This is a genomic window from Pseudarthrobacter polychromogenes (genome assembly GCF_014644495.1).
GTDB classification, from domain to species: domain Bacteria; phylum Actinomycetota; class Actinomycetes; order Actinomycetales; family Micrococcaceae; genus Arthrobacter; species Arthrobacter polychromogenes.
The window spans coordinates 347,681-362,103 of record NZ_BMKU01000001.1 but is presented as its reverse complement, the minus strand read 5'-3'; the positions used below and the strand labels follow the sequence as shown (position 1 = coordinate 362,103).

The following is a 14,423-nucleotide window of genomic DNA, read 5'->3' as shown; positions in this document are numbered from 1 at the left end:
AGCCCGCAGCAAGGGTAGGTTCCGGAGAGCAGCCGGTGGCGTGGCTGACATTGAGATGCGTGGCCTGCTGTGAAAGGTTTTACTTCATGACCAACCCCCTTATGGCACCCAGTCCCCTGCCCTATGGAATTCCGCCCTTCGCGTCGATCACCACCGCCGATTATGAAGCCGCCGTCCGCGGTGGCCTCCAAGAGCACCTGGCTGAGATCCAGGCCATCGTTGATGACGCTGCCCCTGCCACTTTCGAGAACACGGCAGCGGCGATGGAACGCTCCGGCAGGCTTCTGGACCGCGCCGCTGCGTCCTTCTTCACGCTCGTTTCGGCCGATGCATCGCCGGAGATCCGGGACCTGGAAACGGCGCTGTCACCGCTGCTCTCTGCGCACCAGGACGACGTATTCCTCAACCGGGCACTGTACGAACGCTTCGCCGCCATCGACACCGCCGGCTGCGATGCCGAGTCCGGGCGGCTTGTTGAGGAGTACCTGAAGGAATTCCGGCAGTCCGGCATCCAGCTGGAAGGCCCTGCCCGGGAAAGGCTCAAGGAGGTTAACGCCGAGCTCTCCCGCCTGGGCACCGAATTTGGACAGCGCGTGAAGGAGGGAATGAAATCCGCTGCCTTGCTGCTGGATCACGCAGGCGAGCTGGCAGGACTGCCGGCCGATGATATTGCCGCCGCCGCGGAGGCTGCCCGCACTGCCGGCCATGACGGCAAGTTCCTGCTGACACTGATCCAGCCGACCAACCAGCCTACCCTGTCCGTCCTCGAGAACCGCGGGGTCCGCCGTCGGCTGTTTGAAGCGTCCGTGGCCCGGGGCAGCGGGGGCGGCAGCCTCGACGTGATGGATTTGGCCACATCAATGGCCCGGCTCCGCGCCGAGAAAGCGGCGCTTCTGGGCTTCGCCAACTACGCCGAACTGGTGGTTGACCGGCAGACCGCCCCGGACTTCGGAGCGGTCCAGTCCATGCTGAACCGCATGGCACCGGCAGCGGTGCGGAACGCCGACGCCGAAGCCGCAGCCCTGGCCGAGGCCGCGGGCCATCCGCTGGAGGCGTGGGACTGGGCCTTCTACTCCGCCAAGGTCCGGCGGGAACGCTACGACGTTGATGAACAGGCCCTCCGTCCCTATTTCGAGCTGGACCGGGTTCTGACGGACGGGGCGTTCTTTGCCGCAACTTCCCTCTTCGGCATCACGTTCCATGAGCGGACGGACCTTGCCGGGTACCACCCCGATGTCCGCATCTGGGAAGTCCGCGACGAGGACGGCATGGGGCTCGGGCTGTTTCTGGGTGACTACTACACCCGTGAGTCCAAACGGGGTGGAGCCTGGATGAACTCCCTCGTTGAACAGTCTGCGCTGCTGGGAACAAAGCCGGTGGTCATCAACAATCTCAACATCTCCAAGCCGCCTGCGGGTGAACCGACGCTCCTGACGCTGGACGAGCTGCGGACCACCTTCCATGAGTTCGGCCACGCGCTGCACGGGCTGCTGTCCAACGTGACCTATCCCCGGTTTTCCGGAACTTCAGTACCCCGTGACTTCGTGGAATACCCGTCCCAGGTCAACGAGATGTGGATTACGTGGCCCGACGTGCTGCACAATTACGCGCGCCACCATGTGACGGGCGAGCCGCTTCCGCAGGAGGTGGTTGCGAGACTCGACGCTTCACGGCTGTGGGGTGAAGGGTTTGCCACCACCGAGTATCTGGGAGCAGCACTGCTGGACCTGGCCTGGCACGTCCTGGACGGCAGCGAGGTGCCCGAGGACGCTGTTGCGTTTGAAGAAAAGGCCCTGGCCGCCGCCGGCATCGCCCACGCCTTGATTCCGCCGCGCTACCGGACCGGCTACTTCCAGCATGTTTTTGCCGGCGCGGGGTACGCGGCCGGCTACTACTCCTACATCTGGAGCGAGGTCCTGGATGCTGAGACGGTGGACTGGTTCACCGAGAACGGCGGACTCACCCGGGCCAACGGTGACCGTTTCCGCCAGGAGCTCCTCTCCCGGGGTAACAGCCGCGACCCGCTGGAATCATTCCGCATCCTCCGGGGCCGCGAAGCCGCACTTGAGCCCCTCCTGAAGCGCCGCGGCCTCGAATAACCGGCACCTTCCCTCTGGAGTTTTTGTCCAGATATGCAGGCTTCTACACCCTTAAAGCCTGCATATCTGGACAAAAACTCTTAGGAAACGGACGACGCCGGTCCCCCACCAGAGAAAGGTGAGGAACCGGCGTCGTCAGTTACAACAACAGCAAGGCGACGGGCGGTGCGGTCCGGCAGCGCGCGTAAAAGGGGCCCCGCGTCCCGGCTCGCCGCGAAGCGGCCTTAGCGGGACACAGGGAATAGCGCAGAGGATCAGCGCCGCCAGGCGCGAACAAGAGGACTACCAGCCGCGCTCGGCAAGGCGGTGGGGCTGGGGGATCTCGTCGACGTTGATGCCCACCATGGCCTCGCCCAGGCCGCGGGAGGCCTTGGCGATGACGTCGGGGTCGTCGAAGAAGGTGGTGGCCTTAACGACGGCGGCGGCGCGCTGGGCGGGGTTGCCGGACTTGAAGATACCGGAACCAACGAACACGCCGTCAGCGCCGAGCTGCATCATCATGGCGGCGTCAGCCGGAGTGGCGATGCCGCCGGCGGTGAACAGCACCACCGGAAGCTTGCCGGCAGCGGCAACTTCCTTGACCAGCTCGTACGGGGCCTGCAGTTCCTTGGCCGCGACGTACAGCTCGTCCTCGGGCAGGGCTGCGAGCTTGGCGATCTCGGAGCGGATCTGGCGCATGTGCCCGGTGGCGTTGGAGACATCGCCGGTGCCGGCCTCGCCCTTGGAGCGGATCATCGCCGCGCCCTCGTTGATGCGGCGCAGCGCTTCACCCAGGTTGGTGGCGCCGCAGACGAAGGGAACCTTGAAGTTCCACTTGTCGATGTGGTTGACGTAGTCGGCCGGGGTCAGGACCTCGGACTCGTCAATGTAGTCCACGCCGAGGGACTGCAGGACCTGGGCCTCGACGAAGTGGCCGATCCGGGCCTTGGCCATAACCGGCACGGAGACGGCATCAATGATCTTGTCGATCATGTCGGGATCGGACATGCGGGACACGCCGCCCTGGGCGCGGATATCGGCCGGAACGCGTTCCAGCGCCATCACAGCAACGGCACCGGCGTCTTCGGCGATGCGGGCCTGCTCGACGTTGACGACGTCCATGATGACGCCGCCCTTGAGCATCTCAGCCATGCCCCGCTTCACGCGGTTGCTGCCCGTGACGCTGTTCGCGGACGTACCGGCCTCGCTGCTTACATCAGGTGTAGACACAAAAACCCCTATGGGTAGATAGATGACCTTCGCCGGTCGTGCAGGGCGGCACGGAGATGCCACGTGTACACACACCGGGTTGCCGGATCCATTGACCGGGCAGTCCTAATACTAGTCTCACCGCGGCCGGCCGGCTTAATTCGCGTTAATCCGCCGGTGACGGTTCCGCAAGGGCCTGCCGGCGCACCGAGACCACACGCTGGACCACCGTGATGAAGCTGGCCACGGCCAGGAGCAAAAGCGTCACCAGCAGGACCACCTCCGGAAGTCCCAGACCAGTGAAACCGGTGACAACCAGCACCGAGACGAGGCGCTCCGCCCTTTCGGCGATGCCGGTATTGGCGGTGAATCCCAACGACTCCGCCTTGGCGCGGGCATAGGAAACCACCATGCCCAGGACAAGGCACACCATGGCAGCCACGGCGATGGGGACGTTGGCCCCGCCGGTGAAGTACCAGACAGCCAGGCCGGCGAACAGCGCGCCGTCGGCAATCCGGTCGAGGGTGGAGTCAAGGAAATTCCCCCAGCGGCTGCCCACCTCCCGCATCCTGGCCATGATTCCGTCCAGGACGTCGGAGAAGATGAATGCCGTGATGAACAAAGTTCCCCACCACAGCTGGCCGAGCGGGTAGAACACCAGCGCGCCCACCACCACACCGGCGGTGCCGATAACCGTTACCGCATCCGGCGAGATTCCGATTTTGAGAAGCCAGCGGGCAAGCGGGCTGAACAGCGCGGTGAAGAATCCGCGCGCGTGCCTATTCAGCATCCGTCTCCCCGGGCCAGGCGTCAGCCACCTGCTGGCGGACCTCGTCGAGGGTCTGCGTGATGGCCTTGGTCTGGGCGATGATGGGGAAGAAGTTCCCGTCACCGCCCCACCGGGGAACAATGTGCTGGTGCAGGTGCGCGGCGATGCCGGCACCGCCAACAACACCCTGGTTCATGCCCAGATTGAAGCCGCCCGGATTGGCCACCTTCCGCAGCACCCGCATGGCTGTCTGCGTGAGGTCCGCAAACTCCGCCGTCTCATCAAGCGTCAGGTCGGTGTAGTCCGGGATGTGTCGGTATGGGCACACCAGGAGATGCCCGGGGTTGTAGGGAAACAGGTTGAGCACCACGTAGCAGGTCTTTCCGCGGTGGACGATGAGTGCTTCCTCGTCAGTCCGTCCGGGGCCGATGCAGAAGGGGCAGTCATTTTCGTTCTTGAACTGGTGCTGCCCGCCCTTGATGTACGCCATGCGGTGCGGAGTCCACAGGCGCTGGAAGGCGTCCGGGACACCGGCGAGGTCAAAGTCGTCGGTAACGCCGGCATCTCCCGGATACCCTGCTCCTGTGTTCTCCTGCACGGTGCTGTTCCGTTCCGCTAGCTGGTCCGGTTACGGACGGCTTCCGTGATCCGCTTGACGGCCTCTGCCACAGGCACGCCGTTGTCCTGGCTTCCATCGCGGAAGCGGAACGAGACAGCGCCTGCTTCGGCATCGTCACCGCCTGCAATGAGCACGAACGGAATCTTGTCCTTGCTGGCCGTGCGGATCTTCTTGGGGAACCGGTCCGAGGAAGTGTCCACTTCCGCGCGGATGCCTGCTGCCTTCAGCTGGTCCACGACGTCGAACATGTACTCGTTGAAGGTCTCCGCCACCGGAATGCCCACCACCTGGACCGGTGCCAGCCATGCGGGGAAGGCGCCGGCGTAGTGCTCGGTGAGCACGCCCATGAAGCGCTCGATCGATCCGAACAGGGCACGGTGGATCATCACGGGCCGCTGGCGGCTGCCGTCAGCGGCCTGGAATTCGAGTTCGAACCGTTCGGGCAGGTTGAAGTCCAGCTGAATGGTCGACATCTGCCAGGTCCGGCCAAGGGCGTCCTTCGCCTGCACGGAGATCTTGGGGCCGTAGAAGGCGGCCCCGCCCGGATCCGCGACCAGCTCCAGGCCGGATTCCTCAGCAACCTCGGAGAGGGTACGCGTGGCTTCTTCCCAGGCTGCGTCCTCACCGACGAACTTCTCCGGGTCCTTGGTGGAGAGCTCCAGGTAGAAGTCGTTCAGGCCGTAGTCCTTGAGCAGGTCGAGGACGAACGTCAGCGTCTTGGTGAGCTCGTCCTTCATCTGCTCGCGGGTGCAGTAGATGTGGGCATCGTCCTGTGTCATGCCACGGACCCGGGTCAGGCCGTGCACCACGCCGGACTTTTCGTAGCGGTATACAGCGCCGAATTCGAAGAGCCGCAGCGGCAGTTCACGGTAGGACCGTCCCCGCGAACGGAAGATCAGGTTGTGCATGGGGCAGTTCATCGGCTTCAGGTAGTAGTCCTGGGCAGGCTTCCGTACTGTACCGTCTGCGTTGAGTTCCTCATCCACGCGCATGGCCGGGAACATGCCGTCCTTGTACCAGTCCAGGTGCCCTGAGACCTCGTACAGATGCCCTTTGGTGATGTGCGGGGTGTAGACAAACTCGTAGCCGGCCTCGACGTGGCGCTGGCGCGAGTAGTCCTCCATCTCCTTGCGGATGATGCCGCCCTTGGGGTGGAAGACGGGGAGGCCTGAGCCGAGTTCATCCGGGAAGGAAAAGAGGTCCAGTTCCGAGCCGAGCTTGCGGTGGTCGCGGCGTTCTGCCTCTGCGATGCGTTCCTGGTATGCCTTGAGGGCGTCCTTGGTGGGCCAGGCCGTGCCGTAGATGCGCTGCAACTGCTGGTTCTTCTGGTTACCCAGCCAGTACGCGGAGGACGAACGGGTGAGGGCAAAGGCGTTGGAGATGAGCTTGGTGTTGGGCAGGTGCGGGCCGCGGCAGAGATCGCACCAGACGGTGGTCCCTTCCTTGCGCTCAACATTGTCGTAGATGGTGATGTCACCTGCGCCGACCTCGACGTTCACGCCTTCGCCGGCCTCTGCAGCCTCGTTTTTCTTGCCCAGCAGTTCAAGCTTGTAGGGCTCGTTCTTCATGGCTTCGCGGGCTTCGTCCTCGTTGACCACGCGGCGGACGAACTTCTGGTTCTGGTTGATGATTTTTTGCATCATCTTCTCGAGGGTTTTGAGGTCCTCGGGGGTGAACGGTTCGGCGACATCGAAGTCGAAGTAGAACCCGTCAGTGATGTACGGGCCGATGCCCAGCTTGGCGTCGGGACGCAGCTGCTGGACAGCCTGGGCCATGACGTGGGCCGTGGAGTGGCGGAGGACGTTGAGGCCGTCAGGCGAGTCAATGGTGACGCCTTCGACGTCGGCGCCTTCCGGGAGCTCCTGGTCAAGGTCCTTTAGTTCGCCGTTGACGCGGGCTACAACAACATCACGGCGCTCAAAGAAGAGTTCCGCACCGGTTGTCCCGGTAGTCACCTTGGTCTCTTCGCCATCGACGAGAAGGGTGATCTGCTGGGCATCTGACACGGGTGTCTCCTATTCAAAGTTAAGGCTTCATAGCTTGTGGCATACGGGGACCACAGCCAGCCATCGTCAATGCTATCGGTTCCGCTGGGGCCCGACCAACGCGGCGCACGGAAGGGTCAGCCGCTGAATCCCGTGATGGCGAGGCTCCTGGTGATTCCATCCAGCGGGTGCAGAACCTCCGGTTCCTGCGGACGGGAATCCGGGAACGGCAGGCTCTCCGTCCTGCCAAGGTCCCAGGCCATGCTGGCGCTCAGGCTGATTCCCCGTGGCCCGGTCCGCCTGGTGGTCCCGCGGATTAGCAGCAGCCTTGTGCCGAACAGGAGCATCCCTGCTTTTTCCTGGGCTTCATGGAAAAAGACCGAATCTATGCAACCGGTGCCGTCGTCGATACTGATGAAGACCACCCTCCTCCCACCCCTCATGGGCGGCGTCTGGGTTGCCACCCGCACCCCGGCCACCAGGACTTCCGTCCCGTTGCGCAGGCCAAGGAGTTTGTCCGCCGTGATGACGCCCAGCCTGTCCAGCATTGGCCGGTGGCTGTCCATCAGGTGGCTGCTGACGTCAACTGCCATCAGGTCCAGTTCGGCACGGACGTTGTCCACCAGGGAAGGCGCCGGCAGTCCCGGCTTAACATTGCGAAGCTCAACATCACCCAGGGGAAGGGCCAGCTGCCCCTCAAGGACCTCCACGCCTTTCCGCCCGCTGCTGGAACCCTGGAGCTGTTGCAAGTGATGGACAAGGTCGGCCCGGTTAGCCGCGCCGCCCGCCTCACGGTGAAGCGAATCAAATGCCCCCAGCTGGGCCAACCTCTTGATGTTGGGCTTGCTGACCCGGGAACGTGCCCTCAGGTCCGCCAGCGAGTCGTAGGGCTGGCCCGCAACGATCCGCTTGAGTTCCGTTGCGGACAGCCCGTATATGCCGTTGAGGCTCAGCCTGATTCCCAGTTTGCCTGCATCGTTTCCGGCTGCAATCCTTTCCACCCGGTATTCGCCCTTGCTGCGATTAATGTCCAGGGGAAGAATGGGAATGCCAAGCCGCCGGGCTTCCGCGACCAGCAGCCTCTTGGGGTACATGCCAGGATCGTGCTCCCACAGCCCGGCAAGGAATGCTTCAGGATGATGGGCTTTAAGCCAGGCCGACTGGTAGGTAGGGACGGCAAAGGCGGCACCGTGAGCTTTGCAGAATCCGAAACTTCCGAAAGCCTTCAGCGTTCCCCAGACGTTGTCCACCACCTCTGGCTGGTAACCCTTGATCCGGGCAGCCTTGCGGAAGAACTCCTCTACCCCCTGTTCGAGAGCCTCGTTTCCCAGGGCCCGGCGGAATTCGTCGGCCCGGGCCAGGCCGCAGCCGGTCATGACATCAAAGGTCCGCAGTATCTGTTCGTGGAAGACGGTGACACCATGGGTTTCCGCCAGCACGGGTTTCAGGTCCGGATGCGGATAGACCTCGGGCGCGAAGCCGTGACGGTGTTCCAGGAAGGGCCGGACCATGTCCGATTTCATGGGGCCCGGGCGGAACAGGGAGATATCAATGATGAGGTCGTTGAACTCCCGGGGGGCCATCTTGCCGATCAGTTCCCGCTGGCCGGGTGATTCAATCTGGAAACAGCCCAGGGTGTGGGTGCTTCTGATGAGTTCAAATGTCGCCTCGTCATCAAGGGGAACGGCGTTCAGGTCGATATGGCCATTCTCGGCAATGTAGTCAGGACCAGTCCCGCCCGGACCGGACGGATGCCGGCCGGCGGCAACCACCTCTTCCTTGGACGGGTGGATGCGGATGACTTCACGGACGGCAAACGCCATGGCGCTCTGCATGCGGACTCCCAGGACGTCCAGCTTGAGCATGCCCATGGGATCCATGTCGTGCTTATCGAACTGGCTCATGGGCAGGCCCAGCCCGCTGGGCTGCACCGGGGTGCGGTCCAGGAGGGTGGCGTCACCAAGGATGACGCCACACGGATGCATGGAAATATGGCGGGGCAGCCGGTCAAGCCGTTCCGTCAGGTCAACCAGCAGGTCAAGCTGCTGGTTGCCGTCCATTTCCCGCTGTTCCACCCGGCCGGCGAATTCCCGGAGTTCAGGTTTTTCCTGCAGGGCCTCGCGGAATTTCCGCGCGGAAAAACGCCACAGCTGCTTGGCAATCTCCCCCACCTCGTCGCCGTCCATGCCCAGGGCCATACCGGCATCCCGCACGGCACCCCTGGCCCGGTAGCCGTTCTGCATGCTCATCAGGGTGACCCGCTCGGACCCGAAACGCTTGAAAATGCGGTGGTAGACGTTGTGCCGCTCTGCGCTTTCAACGTCAATATCGATGTCCGGAAGGGTGGCCCGGTCCCGCGACAGGAAACGTTCAAAGATGAGGTCGTGCTGCAGGGGGTTCACCTGGCTGACATCAATCAGGTAATTGACCAGGCTGGAGGCGCCTGATCCCCTGGCTGCCGCACGCACCCCCATCTCCTGGATCATGCGTGATACCTCGGCGACGGTCAGGAAGTAGGAAGAAAACCCGAGGTTGCGGATGATGCCCAGCTCATGGTCGAGCCGGGAGAGCATCCTCTCTTCGGTAGCACCAGCAATTCCCGGAAAGCGCCGGCTGATACCGGCCTGGCACCGCTGCACCAGTTCAACGTGTGGATCCTGGCTGATCCCAATGACTGAGGCTTCGGGCACAACCGGCTGCTTCCAGCCCATGTCCGTTTCCGGATCTATCCGGCAGCGGTCGGCGAGCGCCTCAGTTTGCGCCATCAGCTGTTTCAGGTCTGCGGCACCGTATCCTGCCGCTGAAATGATCTCTTTGCCCAGCCGGAGCATTTCCGGGGCGGATTTCAGCCACCCCTGCCCGGTTGGCTGCAGCAGCGGTTCATCCGCAAGTTCGGGTAGGGATTTCAGGGTGCGGGCTGAGTCGAGCACATCTGCGGTGGGGGCGCCGTCTGCTGCGCAGTACCTGACGGCGTTGGTCAGGACAGCCGGAACCTGATGCTCTTCGGCAAGCTTGAGCATCCGGACGGCGTGGGCGGTACTCAACGGCTTTCCCGGGGCGCTGAGCTGGGACACGATTTCGGCCACCAGTGTGCCTGGGGGCATTGCATCCAGCCATTGCTTGAAAAGGGTGCGGGGGCGAAGGTAACGTCGCCCTCCCATGGCCCGTCCGACGTCGGAATCAGGCCCGAGCAGGACAGTCAGCACCGGTTTGAGGGTTTGCGGATCGAGGGTGCGGGACGCCAGCTCTGCCCGGGTGACGGCTACCGGGACAGTTCCACCGGCTTTTCCCGTGGTGCGGGCGTGGGCATCGGAAATCAGCCTGCACAGGGCGCGGTAGCCTGCCCCGTTGTTGTGGCCCCGGGCCAGTACCACCACCCTGCCCGCCAGCTGCGTGCGGTGGTCGCCGTCGTCGTCGAATACGGCAATGTCAACGCCAACGATGGGATCGATGCCTGCCGCCATGCATGCCTTGAGGTGCTTGATGGTTCCGTACAGCCCGTCCCTGTCCGTGCAGGCGAGAGCGGTTGCGCCGTCAGCGGCGGCGGCCTGCGCCAGTTCCTCGGGCCATGAGACGCCGTAGTGGGCGCTGAAAGCGGTGGAAACGTGAAGATGGGTGAAACTCATGCTGTCCAGGGCCGGAGTGCGTCATGGATACGCAGGAGCCGCCACCGGCCGCTGCGGATATGCCGGGTGAGGTCAAGGGTCAGCGGCTCTTCCGCGGCTTCTGTACCTCGCGCCGGGGTGGAGGGAAGCACCTGGACGCGCCAGATCTCATGGTCCACCACTCCGGGTCCGCTGCCCAGCGGTGCGCGGGTTTCTTCAGCCCACCATTGCCGGCGTTCGTACCAGCGCACCGGTTCAGCGCAGACGGCATAGGACCGCCCTGCCCACAGCAGGCCGCTGGGTTCACCGTCCGCAGTGCAGTCGACATCCACGGATTCGCTGAACATACCCATGGCGCCTCCCGGAGTGGATCTAACTGGAAACATTCGAACACATATTCGAATGGAACCAGTCTACCCCTGCTCTGAACGGGAGCATAGATGGGTCGAGGGAGCGACAAAAGAGATTGCACAGGAAGGGTGGACGGACCGATCACCAGGGAGCAGGATTGTGCCATGAAAACCCAAGACGCACTTCTGAAGCAGGCAAGCATCACAACCCAGGATTCCACCGTGGTGGCCACGTTCGATATAGACGGCACCATCCCGGATTCCGGTGCTTACGTGGTGGGGCTGATGGGGGCCACCCCCGACTATTCCTCGCAGCGGAGGCTGTGTATTGAGTTCATGAACGGGAAGGCCATTGCCTTCTATTCCTTCAACCGCGAACAGGGAGTCGAGGAGGACTACGACCTGTCCGGGGTAACCCATTCAGAGAACACCATCACCGGCAGCTTTCCCCTCGCCGCCCTGGACGGCCTGGGCAAGGGGCACCTCATGTCAGCCTTCAGCGAGGCGGAGGGCAGGGAGTACCAGCACGGCGTCCCCGTGGAGGAGAACCTGTAATAAAGCCGTTCAGGGAGGGCTTAGCTGTTCTCTTTGTGGACCTTCAGTTCCAGTTCGATGAACCCGGAGATCATGGCCCGGTACGTGGACTCGACGATGTCCGGGTCAATGTCCTTCTTTTCCGCGGCTGAGCGGACGTGCTCAATGATCCGCTCCACCCGGCCGGGCGCACGGACCTCGGCGTCGTCGCCCTTGAGCGTCCCGGCAATACGGATCAGCCGTTCGCGGCGGGCGATGAGGGTGACGATCTGCTCATCCACTTCGTCAACAGCAACCCGGACGGCAGCGAGCTGTTCCTTGTCGGCCAAAGCATCTCTATCGTTTCCTTGAATTGTCGCCATCGTCTGACAGTATCGAAGCATGCAGCCAAGAGTCGACTTCATTTCACTGGGCGTCCGCAGTGTTGCCGCGTCCCGGGCCTTCTATGTTGACGGGCTTGGTTGGTCTGTCCACCGGGAAGTTCCCGGCGACGTGGTGTTCATCCAGGTGAACCACGGGCTTGTGCTGTCCCTGTGGGATGTGAGCCAGATGCAGGCAGACGCCGGCGTCACGGCGTCCGGGGGTGTCCCCTGCATCACGCTGAGCCACAACCTTCCCGGCACGGAGGACGTGGACCGCGTCATGGAGGAGGCCGCCGCCGCCGGGGCGGAGATCGTCGCCGAGCCCATCACCCAGCCGTGGGGCGGCTACAGCGGCTACTTCGCGGACCCAGACGGTTTCCGCTGGGAGGTGGCGTACAACCCCACCTGGGCAGTGGACGACGACGGCGCGGTCACCGTTTAGCCCTCCCCCGAGGTTTGGTCCGGGCTGCTGGAGGGCCCGCTGCTAGAAGAGTGCTTCCACGGGCCGGATCAGTTCCGGCCCGTTGTTCCTGACGTTGCCGACCTCTTTCCCTACGGACTCTACGTGCCAGTCAGCGGCCACGTCCTTGACCCCCGCCCGGACCAGGTCCACGAGTCCGGCCGGATCGTCGGCCTGGGGGTCCAGCCAGGCCTGCATCGTGGCTTTGTCCATTGGTAGGGGCACCCGGTCATGGAGTTCCGTGAGCTTTCCAAACACCGTGGACTCACTGCCAGGCGGGGGCGTGTCAGCGGTCAGGATGGACGTTGAGAGCAGCCACCCGCCCGGCTCCCCTGCCGGCCAGGAGGGATCCTTCCACCACTCATAGAGCCCCGCGAACACCAGGCCATGGCCAGCGCCCGGGTGCACGTAGTAGGGCTGCTTGGACTTCCCGGGCCCCTGCTTCCATTCGTAGTAGCCGTCTGCCGGGACAGCGCAGCGGCGGGACTGCATGGCTTTCCGGAACGCCGGTTTCTCAAGGACGGACTCGCTGCGTGCGTTGATCATCCGGGAGCCGATTCCCGGGTCCTTGGCCCAGGACGGGACCAGTCCCCAGCGGGCGACGTGGAGCTGGCGGACATGTTTGTTCCCGGACTCGCCGTCCACCAGGCGTTCCAGGACGATGGGAACCGCGTCCGTCGGCGCAACATTCCACGACGGCGGGATGCTGACCTCGTCCTCAAGCTCGGCGTCGAACTCGGCAAGGAGGTCCCCCACGGCGCGTGCCATTACGTAGCGTCCACACATGGCTCCAGCATGCCATCGGCGGCAGGAGCTGTCATCCAAGGAGGCCCGGCGGGCCCCAGTACCGGGGAATAGCGGACTGCACGCTACCGTTACAGGAACGAAACCGTTATCAAGCACAGAGGAGAGCTCCGTGGACTTCACTCCCGAATCCGGCACTATCACCATGTTTTCCACCACCTGGTGCGGCTACTGCAACCGGCTGAAGAAGCAGCTTGATGCCCAGGGCATCGGCTACACCGAGATCAACATCGAGGAAGTGGAAGGCACCGCCGAACTCGTGGAGCAGCTGAACGGTGGAAACCAGACCGTCCCCACCGTCCTCTTCCCGGACGGCACCGCCGCCACGAACCCTTCCGCTGCCGAGGTCAAGCAGCGCCTCGCAGCCTAGCCGGCACGCCACCCCGGCTGGGACCAACAGAACGGGACCAACATTTCCCAATGTTGGTCCCGTTTGCTGTGCCCGGCAGCAACCAGCCGGGTCATGCCCCCAGGCTGCTGAACGAAGCGGTTCTCAGCGGCGCATGGCCGGCATAAACGGAAAGCAGGGCTTCCTCCACGGCTGGGACATCCACGCCAGGCACAAGGTCGTCCACCGCCCCTGCCGTGGCAGGGTCCCAGTCCAGGCCCAGGGCGGCGTAGCTGTCGGTCAGCACTTTGCGGATCGGCGCCGAGTTTTCCACCACGATCACCGAACTAAACAGCCAGCCGCCGGCCACCACGCGCTGGGCCGTACCCACCAGTTTCACACGGTGCGCGCCGTCGGCCGGGTCCGTGCCGTGCACGCTGAACTCGCCGGGGCAGTATTCCCCGGGAATCTCGCCCACAGCCGCCTGCACGCCGACCCGGCGCAGGGCGTCCGCAAACAGCTCCCCGAAGTACCCGAACCTGGTTTTGGAACCGGCGATGGCATCCGGATCGGGTTCAATATGGTCCACCACCAGCGTGCCCTCGTGATAAGCGGCCGCCCGGCCTCCTGCCCGGCGGACCAGGGGTTCGAAGCCGTTGGCACGGCACGCCTGCGCGGCGGCGTCGAATCCCGGCAGGCGGGTGTCGCGCTGGCCGAACGCGACCGTGGGGGCGGGACGGTACAGCCGCAGCGTGGGACCGATGTCCCCGCTCCTGACCCTGGCCAGCAGTTCCAGGCCGAATTCCAGGTCCCGGGCGGCGCCCAGCGTCTTTTCCTGCCGCACCACTGTCAGGGTGCGGGGCCCCGGACCGCCGTCGTTCATATTGCTAAGCTCCCTTATGGTCATTCTGCAATTCCTCGTTGTCGCCGCCGCCTTCGCAGCGATCGACGCCATCTGGCTCAGGCTGATGAACCCCTTTTACCGCAGCCACATCGGCGAACTGCTAGCGGACAAACCACACCTAGGTTACGCCGTGGCGTTCTACGTCATTTACATCGCCGGGATTGTGTTCTTTGCACTGCGGCCCGCGCTCGACGGCGGCAGCTGGCTCACTGCCCTGGGTTACGGTGCGGCCCTGGGCGCCTTCGCCTACGCCACCTACGACCTCACCAATGCCGCCACCCTGAAGGTTTGGCCGCTGCAGCTGATTGTCGTGGACATGCTGTGGGGCGCCGTGCTGACAGGCCTGTCAACACTCGCGGGCTGGCTGGTTTTCCACGCCCGGACCTGACGCTCGCGCCAAGGCCGCTCCGGCAATG

At 64.0% G+C, this 14,423-nt stretch carries 14 protein-coding genes; 5 read left to right on the top strand and 9 right to left on the bottom strand.

Annotated features, from left to right (window positions below):
• Positions 1-86 precede the first annotated feature (86 nt).
• On the top strand, positions 87-2,099 hold the full coding sequence (locus IEX43_RS01865) for a M3 family metallopeptidase (protein WP_188808817.1): 2,013 nt from the start codon (positions 87-89) through the stop codon (positions 2,097-2,099).
• Positions 2,100-2,381: 282 nt separating this feature from the next.
• Here the strand turns inward: IEX43_RS01865 and pdxS are convergent, their stop codons facing one another.
• From pdxS to IEX43_RS01835, 6 genes are all read right to left on the bottom strand, one after another.
• On the bottom strand, positions 2,382-3,308 hold the full coding sequence (gene pdxS / locus IEX43_RS01860) for a pyridoxal 5'-phosphate synthase lyase subunit PdxS (RefSeq protein WP_104185958.1): 927 nt from the start codon (positions 3,306-3,308) through the stop codon (positions 2,382-2,384).
• A 145-nt stretch (positions 3,309-3,453) separates the two neighbouring features.
• Positions 3,454-4,077, bottom strand: a complete 624-nt coding sequence (pgsA, locus tag IEX43_RS01855) for a phosphatidylinositol phosphate synthase (protein WP_188808816.1) — start codon at positions 4,075-4,077, stop codon at positions 3,454-3,456.
• Positions 4,067-4,654: an HIT family protein gene (locus tag IEX43_RS01850; protein ID WP_174181130.1), complete on the bottom strand. Its 588-nt coding sequence runs from the start codon at positions 4,652-4,654 to the stop codon at positions 4,067-4,069. Before IEX43_RS01850 ends, pgsA begins: the two co-directional genes overlap by 11 nt.
• A gap of 17 nt (positions 4,655-4,671) precedes the next feature.
• Positions 4,672-6,681, bottom strand: coding sequence for a threonine--tRNA ligase (gene thrS, locus IEX43_RS01845; protein WP_188808815.1), 2,010 nt, complete (start codon positions 6,679-6,681; stop codon positions 4,672-4,674).
• Between the two features lie 116 nt (positions 6,682-6,797).
• A complete protein-coding gene (locus IEX43_RS01840; protein WP_188808814.1) occupies positions 6,798-10,286 on the bottom strand; it encodes a DNA polymerase III subunit alpha in 3,489 nt (1,162 codons plus the stop codon).
• Positions 10,283-10,618 carry a DUF6504 family protein gene (locus IEX43_RS01835; protein WP_188808813.1) on the bottom strand — a complete coding sequence of 112 codons (336 nt, stop codon included), beginning with the start codon at positions 10,616-10,618 and terminating at the stop codon, positions 10,283-10,285. The genes IEX43_RS01840 and IEX43_RS01835 overlap by 4 nt, the downstream gene beginning before the upstream one ends.
• Positions 10,619-10,780: 162 nt before the next feature.
• Between IEX43_RS01835 and IEX43_RS01830 the strand changes: the two genes are divergently transcribed.
• The gene (locus IEX43_RS01830) at positions 10,781-11,170 is read left to right on the top strand and encodes a hypothetical protein (RefSeq protein WP_188808812.1); all 390 of its coding nucleotides are present in this window, start codon (positions 10,781-10,783) and stop codon (positions 11,168-11,170) included.
• Positions 11,171-11,190: 20 nt separating this feature from the next.
• Here IEX43_RS01830 and IEX43_RS01825 read toward each other — a convergent pair whose 3' ends face one another.
• Entirely contained in the window at positions 11,191-11,511 is a 321-nt protein-coding gene (locus IEX43_RS01825) for a chorismate mutase (protein ID WP_066276294.1), read from the bottom strand.
• A 19-nt stretch (positions 11,512-11,530) separates the two neighbouring features.
• On the opposite strand from IEX43_RS01825, the gene IEX43_RS01820 reads away from it, so the two are divergent.
• Positions 11,531-11,953, top strand: a complete 423-nt coding sequence (locus IEX43_RS01820; protein WP_188808811.1) for a VOC family protein — start codon at positions 11,531-11,533, stop codon at positions 11,951-11,953.
• A 42-nt stretch (positions 11,954-11,995) separates the two neighbouring features.
• On the opposite strand, the gene IEX43_RS01815 is transcribed toward IEX43_RS01820, so the two are convergent.
• On the bottom strand, positions 11,996-12,757 hold the full coding sequence (locus IEX43_RS01815; protein ID WP_188808810.1) for an SOS response-associated peptidase: 762 nt from the start codon (positions 12,755-12,757) through the stop codon (positions 11,996-11,998).
• A gap of 130 nt (positions 12,758-12,887) precedes the next feature.
• Between IEX43_RS01815 and IEX43_RS01810 the strand changes: the two genes are divergently transcribed.
• Positions 12,888-13,145, top strand: a complete 258-nt coding sequence (locus tag IEX43_RS01810; protein WP_066276302.1) for a mycoredoxin — start codon at positions 12,888-12,890, stop codon at positions 13,143-13,145.
• A 91-nt stretch (positions 13,146-13,236) separates the two neighbouring features.
• On the opposite strand, the gene IEX43_RS01805 is transcribed toward IEX43_RS01810, so the two are convergent.
• On the bottom strand, positions 13,237-14,010 hold the full coding sequence (locus IEX43_RS01805) for a lipoate--protein ligase family protein (RefSeq protein ID WP_377102848.1): 774 nt from the start codon (positions 14,008-14,010) through the stop codon (positions 13,237-13,239).
• Between IEX43_RS01805 and IEX43_RS01800 the strand changes: the two genes are divergently transcribed.
• Positions 14,003-14,395: a DUF2177 family protein gene (locus tag IEX43_RS01800; RefSeq protein WP_188808809.1), complete on the top strand. Its 393-nt coding sequence runs from the start codon at positions 14,003-14,005 to the stop codon at positions 14,393-14,395. The genes IEX43_RS01805 and IEX43_RS01800 overlap by 8 nt on opposite strands.
• Positions 14,396-14,423 lie beyond the last annotated feature (28 nt).

What these genes read in the sequence shown, in the direction of transcription:
- IEX43_RS01820 (WP_188808811.1), top strand. Translation starts at nt 11,531, where the DNA reads ATGCAGCCAAGAGTCGACTTCATTTCACTGGGCGTCCGCAGTGTTGCC.
- IEX43_RS01800 (WP_188808809.1), top strand. Translation starts at nt 14,003, where the DNA reads ATGGTCATTCTGCAATTCCTCGTTGTCGCCGCCGCCTTCGCAGCGATC.
- pgsA (WP_188808816.1), bottom strand. Translation starts at nt 4,077, where the DNA reads ATGCTGAATAGGCACGCGCGCGGATTCTTCACCGCGCTGTTCAGCCCG.
- IEX43_RS01840 (WP_188808814.1), bottom strand. Translation starts at nt 10,286, where the DNA reads ATGAGTTTCACCCATCTTCACGTTTCCACCGCTTTCAGCGCCCACTAC.
- IEX43_RS01830 (WP_188808812.1), top strand. Translation starts at nt 10,781, where the DNA reads ATGAAAACCCAAGACGCACTTCTGAAGCAGGCAAGCATCACAACCCAG.
- IEX43_RS01835 (WP_188808813.1), bottom strand. Translation starts at nt 10,618, where the DNA reads ATGGGTATGTTCAGCGAATCCGTGGATGTCGACTGCACTGCGGACGGT.
- IEX43_RS01815 (WP_188808810.1), bottom strand. Translation starts at nt 12,757, where the DNA reads ATGTGTGGACGCTACGTAATGGCACGCGCCGTGGGGGACCTCCTTGCC.
- IEX43_RS01805 (WP_377102848.1), bottom strand. Translation starts at nt 14,010, where the DNA reads ATGACCATAAGGGAGCTTAGCAATATGAACGACGGCGGTCCGGGGCCC.
- IEX43_RS01865 (WP_188808817.1), top strand. Translation starts at nt 87, where the DNA reads ATGACCAACCCCCTTATGGCACCCAGTCCCCTGCCCTATGGAATTCCG.
- IEX43_RS01825 (WP_066276294.1), bottom strand. Translation starts at nt 11,511, where the DNA reads ATGGCGACAATTCAAGGAAACGATAGAGATGCTTTGGCCGACAAGGAA.